General features: G+C 59.7%; 19 protein-coding genes. 9 read left to right on the top strand and 10 right to left on the bottom strand.

The annotated features are described in order from the left end of the window. Positions 1-142: 142 nt before the first annotated feature. Complete coding sequence (locus IB254_RS20075; RefSeq protein ID WP_008031425.1) at positions 143-1489, top strand: class II 3-deoxy-7-phosphoheptulonate synthase; 1347 nt, start codon at positions 143-145, stop codon at positions 1487-1489. Between the two features lie 104 nt (positions 1490-1593). On the opposite strand, the gene IB254_RS20070 is transcribed toward IB254_RS20075, so the two are convergent. Both IB254_RS20070 and IB254_RS20065 read right to left on the bottom strand, forming a co-directional pair. Then, on the bottom strand, positions 1594-2823 hold the full coding sequence (locus tag IB254_RS20070) for a winged helix-turn-helix domain-containing protein (protein ID WP_192419033.1): 1230 nt from the start codon (positions 2821-2823) through the stop codon (positions 1594-1596). A 64-nt stretch (positions 2824-2887) separates the two neighbouring features. Beyond that, positions 2888-3103, bottom strand: coding sequence for a DUF1127 domain-containing protein (locus IB254_RS20065; protein WP_008031420.1), 216 nt, complete (start codon positions 3101-3103; stop codon positions 2888-2890). 96 nt (positions 3104-3199) lie between these two features. On the opposite strand from IB254_RS20065, the gene IB254_RS20060 reads away from it, so the two are divergent. Beyond that, positions 3200-4054, top strand: a complete 855-nt coding sequence (locus IB254_RS20060; protein WP_192419031.1) for a LysR substrate-binding domain-containing protein — start codon at positions 3200-3202, stop codon at positions 4052-4054. Here the strand turns inward: IB254_RS20060 and IB254_RS20055 are convergent. Further along, positions 4044-4793 (bottom strand): sulfite exporter TauE/SafE family protein, encoded by a 750-nt coding sequence (locus IB254_RS20055; protein WP_192419029.1) that lies wholly within the window; start codon positions 4791-4793, stop codon positions 4044-4046. The two genes, IB254_RS20060 and IB254_RS20055, sit on opposite strands and share 11 nt — an antisense overlap. Positions 4794-4903: 110 nt before the next feature. Between IB254_RS20055 and IB254_RS20050 the strand changes: the two genes are divergently transcribed. From IB254_RS20050 to IB254_RS20035, 4 genes are all read left to right on the top strand, one after another. Further along, the gene (locus tag IB254_RS20050) at positions 4904-5860 is read left to right on the top strand and encodes a LysR family transcriptional regulator (protein ID WP_008031414.1); all 957 of its coding nucleotides are present in this window, start codon (positions 4904-4906) and stop codon (positions 5858-5860) included. Between the two features lie 69 nt (positions 5861-5929). Further along, a complete protein-coding gene (locus tag IB254_RS20045; protein ID WP_008031411.1) occupies positions 5930-6391 on the top strand; it encodes a MarR family winged helix-turn-helix transcriptional regulator in 462 nt (153 codons plus the stop codon). 363 nt (positions 6392-6754) lie between these two features. Further along, positions 6755-7174: an organic hydroperoxide resistance protein gene (locus IB254_RS20040; RefSeq protein ID WP_008031409.1), complete on the top strand. Its 420-nt coding sequence runs from the start codon at positions 6755-6757 to the stop codon at positions 7172-7174. 32 nt (positions 7175-7206) lie between these two features. Next, a complete protein-coding gene (locus tag IB254_RS20035) occupies positions 7207-8223 on the top strand; it encodes an alpha/beta hydrolase (protein WP_192419027.1) in 1017 nt (338 codons plus the stop codon). Between the two features lie 226 nt (positions 8224-8449). Here IB254_RS20035 and IB254_RS20030 read toward each other — a convergent pair whose 3' ends face one another. Together IB254_RS20030 and earP are read right to left on the bottom strand one after the other, a co-directional pair. Beyond that, positions 8450-9019, bottom strand: coding sequence for an elongation factor P (locus IB254_RS20030; RefSeq protein ID WP_007943632.1), 570 nt, complete (start codon positions 9017-9019; stop codon positions 8450-8452). 48 nt (positions 9020-9067) lie between these two features. Further along, a complete protein-coding gene (gene earP / locus IB254_RS20025) occupies positions 9068-10225 on the bottom strand; it encodes an elongation factor P maturation arginine rhamnosyltransferase EarP (RefSeq protein ID WP_225602430.1) in 1158 nt (385 codons plus the stop codon). 124 nt (positions 10226-10349) lie between these two features. On the opposite strand from earP, the gene IB254_RS20020 reads away from it, so the two are divergent. Beyond that, a complete protein-coding gene (locus tag IB254_RS20020; protein WP_192419025.1) occupies positions 10350-10760 on the top strand; it encodes a hypothetical protein in 411 nt (136 codons plus the stop codon). Between the two features lie 2 nt (positions 10761-10762). Next, positions 10763-11245, top strand: a complete 483-nt coding sequence (locus tag IB254_RS20015) for a GreA/GreB family elongation factor (RefSeq protein WP_008031400.1) — start codon at positions 10763-10765, stop codon at positions 11243-11245. Positions 11246-11252: 7 nt separating this feature from the next. Here the strand turns inward: IB254_RS20015 and cysB are convergent, their stop codons facing one another. The 5 genes from cysB to IB254_RS19990 form a co-directional block, all read right to left on the bottom strand. Further along, positions 11253-12227 (bottom strand): HTH-type transcriptional regulator CysB, encoded by a 975-nt coding sequence (gene cysB, locus IB254_RS20010; protein WP_008031398.1) that lies wholly within the window; start codon positions 12225-12227, stop codon positions 11253-11255. Positions 12228-12340: 113 nt separating this feature from the next. Next, positions 12341-12844: a universal stress protein gene (locus tag IB254_RS20005; RefSeq protein ID WP_008031396.1), complete on the bottom strand. Its 504-nt coding sequence runs from the start codon at positions 12842-12844 to the stop codon at positions 12341-12343. A gap of 94 nt (positions 12845-12938) precedes the next feature. Then, the gene (locus IB254_RS20000; protein WP_008031392.1) at positions 12939-13844 is read right to left on the bottom strand and encodes a 5'-nucleotidase; all 906 of its coding nucleotides are present in this window, start codon (positions 13842-13844) and stop codon (positions 12939-12941) included. A 25-nt stretch (positions 13845-13869) separates the two neighbouring features. After that, positions 13870-14826, bottom strand: a complete 957-nt coding sequence (locus IB254_RS19995; RefSeq protein ID WP_192419023.1) for a putative 2-dehydropantoate 2-reductase — start codon at positions 14824-14826, stop codon at positions 13870-13872. Beyond that, the gene (locus tag IB254_RS19990) at positions 14823-15209 is read right to left on the bottom strand and encodes a thioredoxin family protein (protein ID WP_032832541.1); all 387 of its coding nucleotides are present in this window, start codon (positions 15207-15209) and stop codon (positions 14823-14825) included. The genes IB254_RS19995 and IB254_RS19990 overlap by 4 nt, the downstream gene beginning before the upstream one ends. Between IB254_RS19990 and IB254_RS19985 the strand changes: the two genes are divergently transcribed. Then, complete coding sequence (locus IB254_RS19985; protein ID WP_008031388.1) at positions 15208-15651, top strand: PilZ domain-containing protein; 444 nt, start codon at positions 15208-15210, stop codon at positions 15649-15651. The genes IB254_RS19990 and IB254_RS19985 overlap by 2 nt on opposite strands. The last annotated feature ends 58 nt before the right edge of the window (positions 15652-15709 follow it).

Here is a 15709-nt window from a genome sequence, read left to right as displayed (position 1 = left end):
CCAGATCGTCACCGGGCCCGGCAACGCAATGCACCGCAACATCAGGCGGCAAAAGCGCGATTGTCCGCGAAGCGACGGGAACAGGTCACGCACTAATTTGCTGATAACATGAACGTCCGAGCGTAAAACAACCGAGACCGTGATGAGCCAACCCTGGAGCCCTGACAGCTGGCGCGCCCTGCCGATCCAGCAACAACCCCACTACCCCGACGCGGCGCATTTGCTGCACGTCGAGCAAACCCTGGCGAGTTATCCGCCGCTGGTGTTTGCCGGTGAAGCCCGGGAGTTGCGACGTCAGTTTGCCGAAGTGACCCAGGGCCGCGCATTTCTGTTGCAGGGCGGCGATTGCGCCGAAAGCTTCGCCGAGTTCTCTGCCGCGAAAATCCGCGACACCTTTAAAGTGCTGCTGCAAATGGCCATCGTCATGACCTTCGCCGCCGGCTGCCCGGTGGTCAAGGTCGGGCGCATGGCCGGTCAGTTCGCCAAACCGCGTTCGGCCAACGACGAAACCATCGACGGTGTGACCCTGCCCGCCTACCGTGGCGACATCGTCAACGGCATCGGCTTCGACGAAAAAAGCCGTGTACCGGACCCGGAGCGTCTGCTCCAGTCCTATCACCAGTCCACCGCAACCCTGAACCTGCTGCGCGCCTTCGCCCAGGGCGGCTTTGCCGACCTGCATCAGGTGCACAAGTGGAACCTGGACTTCATCGCCAACTCGGCGCTGGCGGAAAAATACAGCCACCTCGCCGATCGCATCGATGAAACCCTGGCGTTCATGCGCGCCTGCGGCATGGACAGCTCGCCACAACTGCGCGAAACCAGTTTCTTCACCGCCCACGAAGCACTGCTGCTGAACTACGAAGAAGCCTTCGTGCGTCGCGACAGCCTGACCAACGATTACTACGATTGCTCGGCGCACATGTTGTGGATCGGCGACCGCACCCGTCAGCTCGACGGCGCTCACGTCGAATTCCTGCGCGGGGTGAACAACCCGATCGGGGTCAAGGTTGGTCCGAGCATGAACCCGGAAGACTTGATTCGCCTGATCGACGTGCTCAACCCGGACAACGATCCAGGTCGCTTGAACCTGATCGCACGGATGGGCGCGAACAAGGTTGGCGATCATTTGCCGCAACTGATCCGTGCTGTGCAGCGTGAAGGCAAGCAGGTGCTTTGGAGTTCCGATCCGATGCACGGCAACACCATCAAGGCCAGCAGCGGCTACAAGACCCGCGACTTTGCGCAGATTCTTGGCGAGGTGAAGCAGTTCTTCCAGGTGCACGAAGCGGAAGGCACCTATGCCGGCGGCATTCACATCGAGATGACCGGGCAGAATGTCACCGAGTGCATTGGTGGTGCGCGACCGATCACCGAGGACGGTTTGTCGGATCGGTATCACACCCATTGCGACCCGCGGATGAATGCGGATCAGTCGCTGGAGTTGGCGTTCCTTATTGCTGAAACCCTGAAGCAAGTCCGCCGGTAAACCGCGTTGCGCCCATCGCGAGCAGGCTCGCTCCCACAGTGGACCGCGTCCGACAGGACAACTCGGTCAACTGTGGGAGCGAGCCTGCTCGCGATGGCATCAGTTCAGACACCACCAATACTGGCCAATGCCACCCGCAACCGCCCCGCACTCTCCCGCGGGCAATTCAACTGCACCCGCTCCAACCCCAGCCAATCCGCCATCCGCCGTAAATTCACCGCCAACGCCAGCATCCCTTCCTCATCCAGCCCCGGCTCTTCCTCATGCACGGCATGCACCGCCAACCGCCCCAACGCCCGCTCCGCACGCAAATCCACTCGCGCAGCAATCCGCTCGTTATATAAAAACGGCAACACGTAATAGCCGTAGACCCGCTTGTCCGGCGGCGTATAAATCTCCAGCCGATAGCGAAAATCGAACAAACGCTCGGTACGACTGCGCTCCCAGATCAGCGAATCGAAGGGTGACAGCAAGGCACTGGCCTCGACCTTGCGCGGCACTTTCGGCGCTGGCAAACAAAAGCCCGGTTGCCGCCAACCCTGGACTTCACAGGTCAGCAGTTCCCCGGCTTCCACCAGTTCCGCAAGGCGCGGACGCGCATCACCCGGGCTGAGCCGGAAGTAATCGCGCAGGTCCTTTTCCGTCGCCACACCCAAGGCATTCGCGGCGTGCAACAGCAGCCCGCGCTGGGCCTCGTCCTCCGCGAGTAACGGTTGCTGCAGAATCGCCGCAGGAATCACCCGCTCGGGCAAATCATAGAGCCGCTCGAATCCACGTCGCCCGGCCACGGTCACTTCCCCGGCGGCGAACAACCATTCCAGCGCATGCTTTTCCGCGCTCCAGTCCCACCATGGTCCTGCCCGCTCCTGACGGGTCGAAAGGCTGCCGGCGCCCAGCGCGCCGAGCTCTTCAACCGAGGCCAGCACCCGCCGGACCGTGTCCTGTTGCTCACGCCCGAAACGTGCCAGTTGCTGATAGATATCTTCGCCACGACTCGCGCGCTGCATGCGCCAGCGCATCAACGGGTACATCGACAGCGGCAGCAACGAGGCTTCATGACCCCAGTATTCGAACAACGTACGTCGCCGCCCCGAACTCCAGGCAGCCTGGTCGAGCAAGTCGGATGAGTAATTGCCGAGGCGGGAAAACAAGGGAAGGTAGTGCGAACGCACCAACGCATTGACCGAATCGATCTGCAAGATGCCCAGCCGCTCGATCAGGCGATTGAGCTGCACCGCTTTGATCGCCGCTGGCGGCTGGCGCCCGTTGAATCCTTGGGCGGCCAGCGCCAGGCGTCGAGCCTGTTTGATGGAAAAGGACAGCGTTGCGGGCATGAGCATCTCCTTGTCTGCTCGCAACCTACCTCACCGGGAGACGGTTTGTGTAGTTGTGGCTTACTCATTTGTGCATCGGGTCATCCCAGAATGGGCGCACGGTTTCGTGCTCGACATCCGCACGACTGAGCCCGATGTCCTTCAACGCTTCGTCGCTCATGCCCGCCAACAACTCGCGTTCACGGTGCAATTCGTACCAGCGACTGATCTTGTGCAGTAAATCCGAGACGACGTGGATGGAATGTTTCTCTACCTCGACATAACCTTTTTGACCTTTCATCTTGTTGCCCTCCGTTTGGGATGGCTCAAGTGTCACGCCAGAGCTAAGATCAATCCAACGAATGTTTCTTATGCAATACATCTCGGAGATTGATGTATGTCCGCCTTCCCAAGTATCGACACCGAAGTGCTGCGCACCTTTGTTGCCATCGCCGATCAGGGCGGTTTCACCCGCGCAGGGGAGCTGGTCAACCGCACGCAATCCGCCGTCAGCATGCAAATGAAGCGACTGGAAGAGGACGTGTTGCAGCGCCAACTGTTCCAGCGCGACGGCCGCCAGGTGCGGCTGACCGCTGAAGGCCAGGTGCTGCTGGGTTACGCCCGGCGCATCCTCAAGTTGCACAGCGAGGTGTTCAACACCCTGCGCGAACCGCACATGGTCGGCACGGTGCGGATCGGCACGCCGGACGATTACGTGATGCGTTTTCTGCCGGGAATTCTGCGGCGATTCGCCCAGTCATATCCGCTGATCCAGATCGAGGTGCACTGCGAATCATCAAAACAATTGCTGCTACGCCAGGATCTGGATTTATCCATCGTCACCCGCGAGCCGGGCAACGAGATCGGCCAGTTGCTGCGCAAGGAACGTTTCGTCTGGGCCGAAGCACAATGCTACAGCGCCCACGAGCAGACACCGTTGCCGCTGGCGATGTTCAACAGTGATTGTTTCTGCAGGCTGTGGGCCTGCAATGCGCTGGACGCGATGGGCCGCGATTACCGCGTTGCCTACAACAGCTCGAGCTTGTCGGCGATCATGGCGGTGGTCAGCGCCGGCCTGGCCGTCACCGCGCAACTGGAAAGCCTGATCACCTCGGACATGCGCATTCTCGGTGACGCCGAAGACCTGCCCTTGCTGCCCGAAGCAAGCATCATGCTGGTGCGCAACCTGCACAATCCGTCACCGATTACCGAATGCCTGGCCGAGCACATCGTCGACGGCTTCAAACTTTAAACGCGAGCGTCACTGCGCACAGCACCAGGAAACCACAGAATAGCCCGCGCAGGAGGCGCTCCGGCATGGCATGGGCGATCTTCACGCCCCAACTGATGCTCAGCAGTCCACCCACGGCCAACGGCACGCCGATCATCCAGTCCACTTGATGATGCACGGCATAGGTGACCAGCGTGACGCCCGTGCTGGGCAATGCCAGTGCCAGCGACAACCCTTGGGCCACCACCTGGCTGGTGCCGAACAGGCTGGTCAGCACCGGCGTTGCCACCACCGCCCCACCCACGCCAAACAATCCGCCCATGGTCCCGGACGCCGCGCCGAGCACACCTAGCCATGGCCAGGCGTAATTCATCTGCGAAGAAGCCGGCGCATTGGCGTAGAACATTCGCAAAAGGTTGTAGGCCGACAGCGCGATCAGGAAGGCGACAAATCCGAGGCGCATGGTTTGCGCATCAATGCCCACCGCCCAGATGGAGCCGGCCCAGGCAAAGCAAAAACCCATTGAGGCCAGCGGCAGCGCGTGACGCATTTCGATTTTGTTGCGCTGGTGATAACGCCATAGCGCCAGCATCACGTTCGGAACCACCATCACCAGCGCGGTGCCCTGGGCAATTTGCTGATCAAGACCGAACAACACGCCAAGCAACGGAATCGCGATCAGACCGCCGCCAATGCCAAACAAGCCGCCGAGGGTTCCCAAGGCTGCGCCAAATACCAGGTACATCAAAAACTCGATCACGGCCAATTTCCTTTTATCTCAGGCCATTCATCCTACGCAGTCGGCGCTGGCGGGGAAACGCACAGCAACACACAATGGCTGTGCCAACTTCGCATAAGCATTGATACGCTATGAACCCTAATCAATTGACCGAACAACTCGGCCTGTTCCTCGACGTGCTGGAAACCGGCAGCTTTTCCGCTGCCTCTCGCCGTCATCCACTGACCCCTTCCGCCGTGGCGCGGCGCATCGATAGCCTGGAAAGCGCAGTCGGCAGCCAGTTGTTCATTCGCAGCACCCATGCCGTCCGCGCGACCCCGGCCGGCGTGGCGTTTGCCGAGCGTGCGCGGCGGATCGTGGCGGAATTGCAACTGGCCCGCGCCGAGGCAGTGTCCCTGAGCAGCGCGCCGGAAGGCTTGATCCGGATCGACGCGCCCGCCGCGTTCGGCCGACGGCATCTGGCACCGGTGATCGCTGATTTTCTGATGCTGTACCCCGGCCTCGACGTGCAACTGCACCTGATCGACAGTTTTGTCGACATGCAGGGTTTGAATCTGGGCAAGGTCGACCTTGTGCTGCGCGCCGGGCAAATGGCCGATACCAGGCTGGTGGCCACGCCGCTGGCGAGCATGGTGCGCATCGCCTGCGCCAGCCCCGCTTACCTGCAACGCCGAGGCGTGCCGACCGATCCAGCACAGCTGAGTGATCACGACGGCCTCGACTGGGATGGCCTGGCGCCGCCATTTGCGTGGCGTTTCGAGCAAAACGCAGAAATGCATTTGCATCGTCCCGGGCGCATCCGTATGAGCGCCAACAATGCCGAGGCGCTGGTCTGCGGTGCGCTGGCCGGGCTCGGTATCGCGCACTTGCCGACCTGGCTGACCAGCGAATACCTGTTGCGCGGCGAACTGCTGCCGCTGTTCTGTGAACACGGCCTGCCACCGCCGGAAACCACCGGCATCTATGCGTTGCGCCTGGAGCAGCAACCTAACCCGAGGAGTCGTTTATTGCTGGAGTACCTGAAAGTCCGCTTCAGCCCTGTCCCGCCGTGGGATCTGGCGCTGCGAACCAATCTGGACCGACACTAGGGCAGAATTATCTGGCGCATTAAAGATTCGCCCGCTAGATTCATGAAGATCACTGATCAAGGCTTTGAGATGAACACCGAACGCGACACCACGGATAACTGCGACGACCTGCTGCTGGACAACCAGGCCTGCTTCGCCCTGCATTCCACTTCACTGCTGATGACCAAGGTCTACAAGCCGCTGCTGCAAGCGCTGGGCCTGACCTATCCGCAGTACCTGGCGATGATGGTGTTGTGGGAACGGGACGGTTTGACCGTAGGCGAAATCAGCACGCGCTTGCTGACCGATCCCGGTTCGTTGACCCCGTTGCTCAAGCGCCTGGAAGTCGAAGGCTTGCTCAGCCGCACTCGCAGCCGCGAGGACGAGCGAGTGGTGATTGTCGAGCTGACTGAACAGGGCCGCGCGTTGCGGGACAAGGCGCGAGGCGTGCCCCAGTGCATCCTCGGCGCCAGCGGCATGACGCTTGAGCGCTTGCAAAAACTGCAAGCGGAGCTGCAAGTGCTGCGCAGCAATCTGCAGGACAGCCTCTAACCTCCCAGACACCGAAGATCCCTGTAGGAGCAAGCTTGCTCGCGATTGCGATGTGTCATTCAGCGTTGAGGTTGACTGACAGGCCGCTATCGCGAGCAAGCTTGCTCCTACAGGGTTGCGGTGTTCTTGCTGTCTTGGCTCGCCTTCGCCCCTCCTGAAAAAAATCTTCGTCGAAAAAAACTGCTTCGACAGCTCTAGATCAACTCTTTCGCTAATACTCCCTCCACGGTCCTTTCCCTTTCCTGCGATTTTTTTAAAAATTTATCTTGCGCGCTAAATATTAGCGCGATACATTCATCTCGCACTTACTTAGCGCGCAAACATTTAGCGCAAATCATCCAAACCTGAAACGAGGCCTACATCATGCAAACTCTCTACACCGCAATCGCAACCTCCACTGGCGGCCGTGACGGTCGTGCGGTTTCCAGCGACAACATCCTCGACGTCAAACTCGCGACCCCGAAAGAACTCGGTGGTGCTGGCGGCGCGGCCACCAACCCGGAACAACTGTTCGCCGCCGGTTACTCGGCCTGCTTCATCGGCGCACTGAAGTTCGTTGCCAGCCAGACCAAACGCAGCATCCCGGCCGACGCCTCGATCACTGCCCACGTCGGCATCGGCCAGATTCCTGGCGGCTTCGGTCTGGACATCGACCTGCACATCAGCCTGCCGGGCCTTGAACAAGCCGATGCGCAAACCCTGGTCGACGCGGCCCACCAGGTCTGCCCGTACTCCAACGCCACCCGCGGCAACGTCGAAGTGCGCCTGCACGTGACCGTCTAACCGTCGACTCCAAGACCGAACAGGAAACGAACATGAACACTTTCAGCAAAGTCTTGACCGGCACCCTTCTCGCCCTGTCCATCCACAGCGCATTCGCGGGCGACGGGGTTGAACACAACACCCAGGCGTTCCTCGATGTCCTGAATGCCGGCACCGGCAAACCGATGGAACAGCTTTCACCGAAAGATGCCCGGGCCATTTTGGTCGGCGCGCAAGCCGGGGTGAAACTGACGCTGCCAAAAGCAGACGTCAGCCAGAAGACCATTCAAGTCGACGGCCAACCGCTCAGCCTGACCATCGTCCGGCCGGCCGGGGTCAAAGGCGAGCTGCCGGTGTTCATGTTCTTCCACGGCGGCGGCTGGGTGCTGGGGGACTTCCCGACCCACGAGCGGCTGGTTCGGGATCTGGTTGCGGGTTCGGGGGCAGCGGCGGTGTTCGTCAACTACACCCCTTCACCGGAAGCGCATTACCCGGTGGCGATCAACCAGGCTTACGCGGCCACTAAATGGGTGGCCGAGCACGGCAAAGAGATCAACGTCGATGGCAAGCGACTGGCCGTGGCCGGTAACAGTGTCGGCGGCAACATGGCGGCCGTGGTTGCGCTGATGGCCAAAGACAAAGGCACCCCGGCGATCAAATTCCAGGTGCTGTTGTGGCCGGTGACCGACGCCAGCTTTGAAACGGCGTCTTACAACCAGTTTGCCGAGGGACACTTCCTCACCAAAAACATGATGAAGTGGTTCTGGGACAACTACACCACCGACGCCAAGCAACGTAACGAGATCTACGCTTCACCGCTGCGGGCGACCACCGCACAACTCAAGGGCTTGCCACCTGCGCTGGTGCAGACGGCCGGTGCTGATGTACTGCGCGATGAGGGTGAAGCCTATGCGCGCAAACTGGATGAGGCGGGTGTGCCGGTCACGGCGGTGCGTTACAACGGCATGATTCACGATTATGGTTTGCTGAATGTGGTGAGCCAGGTGCCAGCGGTTCGCTCGGCGATGCTGCAAGCGTCCGAAGAACTGAAGCAACACCTGAAGAAATAACACCGCTCACCCTGTAGGAGCCGGCTTGCTGGCGATGGCGTATTCAAGATCGCCATCGCCAGCAAGCCGGCTCCTACAGGTTTGTGTATCAGTCGAGATCAATGATGTATGTGATACCGCCTTCGCGAGCAGGCTCGCTCCTACAAGGGTTCATCGTTGAATCCGGAATTTCAGGCACAAAAAAGCCCGACTCAATGGTCGGGCTTTTTCATTCCTGAAGCAGTGCTTATTTAGCACGGCCTTTGTAGGAACCGCCTTCGCGGGTATCGATCTCGATCATGTCGCCGATTTCGATGAAGTCAGCAACCGACAGCTCGGTACCGTTCTTCAGTTTGGCAGGCTTCATTACCTTGCCGGAAGTGTCGCCGCGAGCGGAACCTTCGGTGTAGTCAACCTGACGCACGATAGTGGTCGGCAGTTCTACGGAAACCAGACGCTCTTCGAAGAAGATCGCTTCGCAAACATCGGTCATGCCTTCTTCAACGAAAGGCAGAACGGCTTCGATGTCTTCAGCGTTCAGCTCGTACATGGTGTAGTCGGTGGTGTCCATGAACGTGTAGGTGTCGCCGCTGATGAAGGACAGGGTCGCTTCTTTGCGGTCGAGGATTACGTCGTCCAGTTTGTCGTCAGCGCTGTAAACGATCTCGGTCTTGTAACCGGTCAGCAGGTTTTTCAGCTTGGTCTTCATGATCGCGCTGTTACGACCGGATTTGGTGAATTCAGCTTTCTGAACCAACCATGGATCGTTTTCGAGACGGATCACGGTACCGGGTTTCAGTTCTTTACCAGTTTTCATTGCGAATATCCGAATTTGGATGGGATTTACAAAAATCTAGGCCGCGTATCATATCCAATTTACATAAAACTGTACCAGCGCTGCGGCAAGATCAGCCTGCAAAGCCTGTTCCAGACACCACGCTTCGGCGTGTTTTTGCAGTTCTGGCCAGTGTTTACGGGTCGTAGCCCAATGGTCGGACATATCATGCCCGGCATTCCACTCTCGCCAAAGACCGCTGATCGCCTCGCGGGCAGGCGCAGACAGGCCTTTTGTGTAGAGCGTGAGGAAGGCTTCGAGCTTGTCCAGGTGAATGTCTTCGTCCTGCCGATAGATGTGCCAGAGCAGCGGCCGCCCTGCCCATTGCGCGCGGACAAACGAATCTTCGCCGCGCACGGCGTTGAAATCGCAGCACCAAAGCAGGTGATCGTATTGATCCTGTCGGACGAACGGCAGCACTTGCACGGTCAATGACTCGCGCACATGCACCGCGCCCGCCGCCAAACCCTCGACACCGAGCCAACGTTCGACATCACCGAGAATCCGCCCTTCGGGCACCAGCAGATGCGTGGCCACTGGATCGGCGGCCATGACATCCAGCCAACTGGCCAGGCCGGCATTTTCGTAGGCGAACAGCGAAATCAACTGCGCGCCTTGCGCCCGATCAATCCCTAAACCTTGCAGGAATGCGCGCTGAGCCTCGGGGTCTTGCTGAAACTGCCGACGCCGTTCCAGCAATCCGCTTTCACGCAGCAAGCCACCGGTGCCCTTTTGGAACCCCGGAAAGAAAAAGAATTTCTGCACGTTTTTGTACTTCACCGACGGCAAGCCGTGGCAGCCGACGACCCAGTCTTCTGCGCTCAGGTAGTCGAGGTTCAACCACAGCGGCGGCTTCTCCCGCGCCGCCATGGCCTCCATGTAAGCACTCGGCAACTGGCAGGCGAACGCGGCGATCACCACATCAGCCGCGTCAGTCGGCTGCCAGTCGGCCGTCCACTGACGCACCTCGACCCCTTCCTGCCACTGCTGTGAAAGGTTGAGATCGATGGCTGGGCACAAACGCTCGAAGGCCCGCAAATCATCGACCCACAAACGCACGTCCATCGCATGTTCGGCCACCAATTGGCGGGCCAGGCGCCAGGTCACACCGATGTCGCCAAAGTTATCGACCACGGTGCAAAAAATATCCCAGCGCCTGCGGTTTTTCATTTGAGGCATTTCAGGCATTCCAGGCTCCCGTTGGCAAAGGCGCCGATTGTCCGCATAAATTACCCCGTGCAGAAGAGCCGACGGCGATTAATCTTCATGCGACAATCGCCACTCGCCCGCGACCACCCGCCAGGAGGCAGTCATGCCCTACCGTCCCAATCCGCGCCGCCGCTTGCCGATCCAGCTTAATGCCCTGCAACTGACGGGCAGTATCGCCCTCGGATTGTGGCTGGGTTTCCTCGCGATCGCACTGACCTGCTGGCTCGCCTCGCGCCTGTTGTTCAGCGAGCAACTGGCGCCCGTTGCGCAAGCGGTGGAGCAATTGGCCAAGCCGCCGATGGTGGTGCAACCGGAGCCGGACATTCCGCCGCAGAGCCCGATTTTCCAGCAATACGAAGAGAACCTGCGCAAGAACGAGCAGGCACAACGGCTGGATCAGGCGCGAAGCAGCAACCGCAATCTGTCGAACCCCAATTGCCAGTTCTGGCTGCAACAGGACCGGACGGCACCGAGCGAAAAAAGCCGCGCCAATGTCCTGCAATTCTGCGATTGATCATGAATAAGCAAACCGTCCACCAACTGATTATCGACAAGCTGCGGATCGATCTCGATATCGCCGAGCGTGCCGCGCAAACCGCTTACGAAACGGCGACCCACGAAGAAAACATCGCCGAAAACAAGTACGACACCCTGGGCCTGGAGGCGTCATATCTCGCGGCCGGACAGGCTAAGCGCGTGGAGGAAATCAGGCAGTCACTGACGCTGTGCCAGAACCTGACGCTACGGCCTTATGACGACCAGCGCGGCATCGAAGTCGGCGCCCTGCTCGGTCTCGAAGACGAAAAGGGACGTGAGCAATGGCTGTTCCTGGCGCCCGACGCGGCAGGTTTGAAGGTCGACTTGGTGGGGCAATGGATTACCGTCATCACCCCTCGCTCGCCGCTGGGCAAAAGCCTGCTGGGCAAGTTCGAGGGGGACGAGGTGGAGATTCTGGTGGCGGGTGCTCGGCAACAGTTTTCTGTTACCGAGGTGGTTTAGCGGGAGATCAATGAACCGGCAGTTCGACGCCGTCGAATAGCTCTTCCAGTTCCTGCTTGTTGTGGCACTGAATGGCTTTGGCCATGACTTCGCGGGTCAGGTGCGGGGCGAACTTCTCGATGAAGTCGCACATGAAACCACGCAGGAAGGTGCCGCGGCGGAAACCGATTTTGGTGATGCTGGATTCGAACAATTCGCTGGCATCGAGCACCACCAGGTCATTATCGAGTTTGGTATCGACCGCCATTTTTGCCACGATGCCCACGCCCAGCCCCAGGCGAACGTAAGTCTTGATCACGTCGGCGTCGGCGGCGGTGAACACCACTTTCGGCGTCAGGCCGCGATGGCTGAAGGCTTCGTCGAGTTTCGAACGGCCGGTGAAACCGAAGACATAAGTCACGATCGGGTATTCGGCCAGCGCTTCGAGGGTCAGCTTCGACAGCTTGGTCAACGGGTGGCCCTGAGGCACGACCACGCAGCGGTTCCAGCGGTAGCACGGCATCATCACCAGATCACCGAACAGCTCCAGCGCTTCAGTCGCGATGGCGAAATCGACGGTGCCGTCAGCGGCCATTTCGGCGATCTGCATCGGCGAACCCTGGTGCATGTGCAGCGCAACGTCCGGGTATTGCTTGATGAAATTGCTGATCACCGGCGGCAACGCATAACGCGCCTGGGTGTGCGTGGTGGCGATCGACAGGGTGCCTTTCTTCTCGTTGGAGAATTCCTGGGCGATCTGCTTGATGCTTTCAACCTTGCGCAGGATCTCGCCGGCGGTGGTGATGATGCGCTCGCCGGCCGGGGTGACGCGGGTCAGGTGCTTGCCGCTGCGAGCAAAAACCTCGACGCCCAATTCGTCTTCCAGCAGACGGATCTGCTTGCTGATGCCCGGTTGCGAGGTGTAAAGGCTTTGGGCTGTAGCGGAAACGTTGAGGTCGTGGTGCGCCACTTCCCAGATGTAGCGCAATTGTTGAAGCTTCATATGAATCCCTCAAAGCAAGTAGACGCCACGGGCATCAGCGACGGTATATAACTATATTAATGGTTTGAAGAATAAATCTAGAACTTTTTTATCAAACTGCCACTATTCGTGGACTAGCGGTCCCCTTGGCGACGGCGTTCCACCAGCGGCACCAGATAGACCGGGACCCGAGCCAACTGCAACACCCGCGCTGCGGTCCGCCCCAAAGGCGTTTCCGCACCAGCACCATGGCTATGACTACCTACGATCAACAAATCCACGGAGAGTTTCTGCGCCTGCTCGAGAATCACCTGCGACGGATCGCCCTGAAGCACCCGCACCGCTTGTATCCGCTCCAGATCCTGCTCCCCTTCATCCCCCAGTTCTTCACGAAAACTGTCGAGCACGCGCTGCTCGATATTGGCGATCACGGTGTTCAGGCCCTGACTGTGAAACTCGTTCAGCGCCTGCTCATCGAGGTAACTCTGAAGCACCGATTCGGCAAACAGCCCCATGGGTTCAACCGCGTGCACCACATACAGATCGGCATTGAATGTTCGAGCCAGCTCCAGGGCATGCTGCATCACCAAAGGGGCGTACAGGCCGAGGTCAGTGGCATAGAGCATCGAACGAATCATATGACCTCCTCGAGTGCCAACATGGCGGAGATTGATTCAGCTTAGCAGTGCCTTGGCGAGTGCGACGTCCCGCGTAACGCGTTGAACGGCGGGCTTAAACCTTTTGCTCATTGCTTATGCCATGCGGCACATGGCCGGTAGCGACCACCTCGCGAGCCAACTCGCAATGGCCGGCCTGATCGTCGAAAAACACGTCAGCGGCAAAGGCTTCAAGGAAAGCGGACTTGGTCAAGCCACCCAGAAACAGCGATTCGTCCAGACGAATATCCCACTCGCGCAAGGTCCGAATCACCCGTTCATGAGCCGGTGCGGAACGCGCGGTGACCAGCGCGGTACGGATCGGACAGTCGTCCTCCGGGAACTCGCGCTGCAACAGATTGAGCGCCGCGAGAAAGCCTTTGAACGGCCCACCGCGCAAGGGCTCGCGGGCGCTTTCGCGTTCGCTGGCCTGGAACGCTTCAAGGCCGCCGGCCTGATAAACCCGCTCCGACTCGTCGGAAAACAGCACGGCGTCACCGTCGAAGGCAATCCGCAACTCATCGCTGGCCGCACGGCTGGCGCCGCCCGACAGAATGGTCGCCGCCGCGAACCCGGCATCCAGTGCGCTGCGCACGTCTTCGGCATGGGTCGACAGGAACAGGTCGCAGCCAAACGCCTTGAGGTACGGATACGGACTGCGCCCGCCGACAAATGCCGCGCGCGAAATCGCCAGCCCGTAATGGTGAATCGAGTTGAACACCCGCAGCCCGGTGTCAGCGCTGTTGCGCGACACCAGGATCACCTCGACCCTGGCGCGGCCGAGGCTGGCGTTCAGGTTCAGGAGTTTTTCAACGAGAGGGAATGCGTCGCCGGGCTCGAGGATTTCGTCTTCGTGTTCGATCTGATATTGCCGATAAGCCTCGACGCCGCTCGACAGATAAACCTTGTGGCTTTCGCTCAGGTCGAACAGCGCACGCGAAGAAATCGCCAGTACCAGTTTGTCGTCAATCGTCTTTGCCATGCCCTTCCCCCTCGGGTTGATCGACTCAGGTGTTGCGTCGATCGATAAAACTCAAACTGCGATACAACGCGTCGATTCGCGGCAATTCGCACCCGGCAGCCTTGGCCACCGCCAGCGGCCGGGCGTAAATGGCCGCCAGTTCCAGCGGTCGCTTGTGCAAAAAGTCGTGGTGCATGCTCGGCCAGTAGTCCGGCATTTTCTCGGTCATCATGAACAGATAATCGGCATAACCGGCCGGCATGTCGTGACCGCAGGCCTTCGCGCCCCGGACCACTTCGGCCATCAAGGCCTTGATCAGTTCGCGGCTGTCGACATCGGCCATCAACGCTGTGGTGCCCGCCCCAAGCAGAACCGACAGGCCGTTGTATGGAATATTCCAGACCAGTTTTTGCCAGCGCGCCTGTTGCAGGTTAGCCATGGCCTGGGAATCGATACCGGCGCTGCGGAACAACCCGGCGCCCTCCTCGACAATCGCCATGCGCGCCTGCTCATCGCCAGCGGGGCCACTGTGGTAGCCGACGTTCACCGCGCCGAGGGCCTGATGAGTGATCGCGCCCGGGCCGGTGCGATGCACGCAGATCAGACAAAGCCCGCCGAGCAGGTGCAGCGTATCGGGAAGCAATGACCGCAGACTGTCTTCGACGTCCAGGCCATTTTGCAGCAGCAGTACCTTGGCATTCGGCGCTGCGGCTTGAATGATCGCCGGCGCCAGACCGGCATTGCTGGTGGTCTTCGCGCCCACCAGCAACCAGTCGCAGGGCGGCATGTCTTCGGCCGACGAATAGGCCTGAACCGGATTCAACGTCAGCGCGCCGTGCGGTGCACTGTCGACGTGAAGTCCGTGCTCAGCCACCGCCGAAAACTCGCTGCGCAGCAGAAAATGCACATCGAAACCGGCACGCGCCAGCATGACCCCGTAAAACCCGCCGATTGCACCGGTTCCGATAATACCGATGGTCGGTTTGGCAACTGCAGCCGTCATGGCAACTCCTCTGCTGTTCTCGTCAACGCCTGACCTACGGCCTCATTCAGCTCGGTAGCGGTCAGGCGTGATTTTAGTGCCCCGAAGAACTCACCGTCGCGCACCACAAACAGCGCCGGCAAATGAAAGACCTGATAACGCTCGACCACCCCGCCGTTGTCCCCGGCATCGATCCAGCACAAGCGATCGACATCCAGATCGAGCCTGGGCAATTGCTCTCGGGCAAAACGGCAACTGGCGCAGCCGACGCTGGTAAAAACAACCAGCGAAACGCCGCTCATCGCCAGCAACCGTTGGTCGGCGTCGAAATCGGTCAGTGCCAATTCGACCACTATACTGGGGGAAACAATGTCAGATGGCCGACACATGGAGTCCGTGCTCATGGGACGTTTTATTCCTCATCCTGACGATGTACCCGTCGAATTAACGTTGCTAAAACCTGAGTGTATTTCACGGCAACAGCTGCACACTATCAGCCTCGGGGGCATGGCTTGCAATTACCACCGCGCCTGGCGTCACGGTACCGCGCTGGAAGTCCGCATGCCGACCTTGAACCCCGATATGCGTTTCCTGGGCTACGTGGCCTGGTGCTTGCGACGCAAGCGCGGCTACCTGGTAGGCATTGCCTTTGTTGACGAGCAGATGATGTTCAGCGCCCGAATGGGCGAACAGGTGTGTCAGATCGAGCGTTACTGTCGCTTGCATGACGCCCACGACGACCTGCAGGAAACCCAGGCGCTGGCCCTCGAATGGGTCCAGCAGCACGCCGACGAGTTCTCCCACGACACGGTTCGCAAGGCATTTGCGCAGGCGGTGCTGGATTAAGGGACGTCATCAATTCGTTGCGAATGGCCCTTAAACCGCTGTCTGCCCATTGTCGAGC

The sequence above is a fragment of the Pseudomonas sp. PDM03 genome, assembly GCF_014852385.1.
In the GTDB taxonomy this organism is placed as follows: domain Bacteria; phylum Pseudomonadota; class Gammaproteobacteria; order Pseudomonadales; family Pseudomonadaceae; genus Aquipseudomonas; species Aquipseudomonas migulae.
Note: the sequence above shows the minus strand (reverse complement) of the source record. Positions and strands in the feature narration are given on the sequence as shown.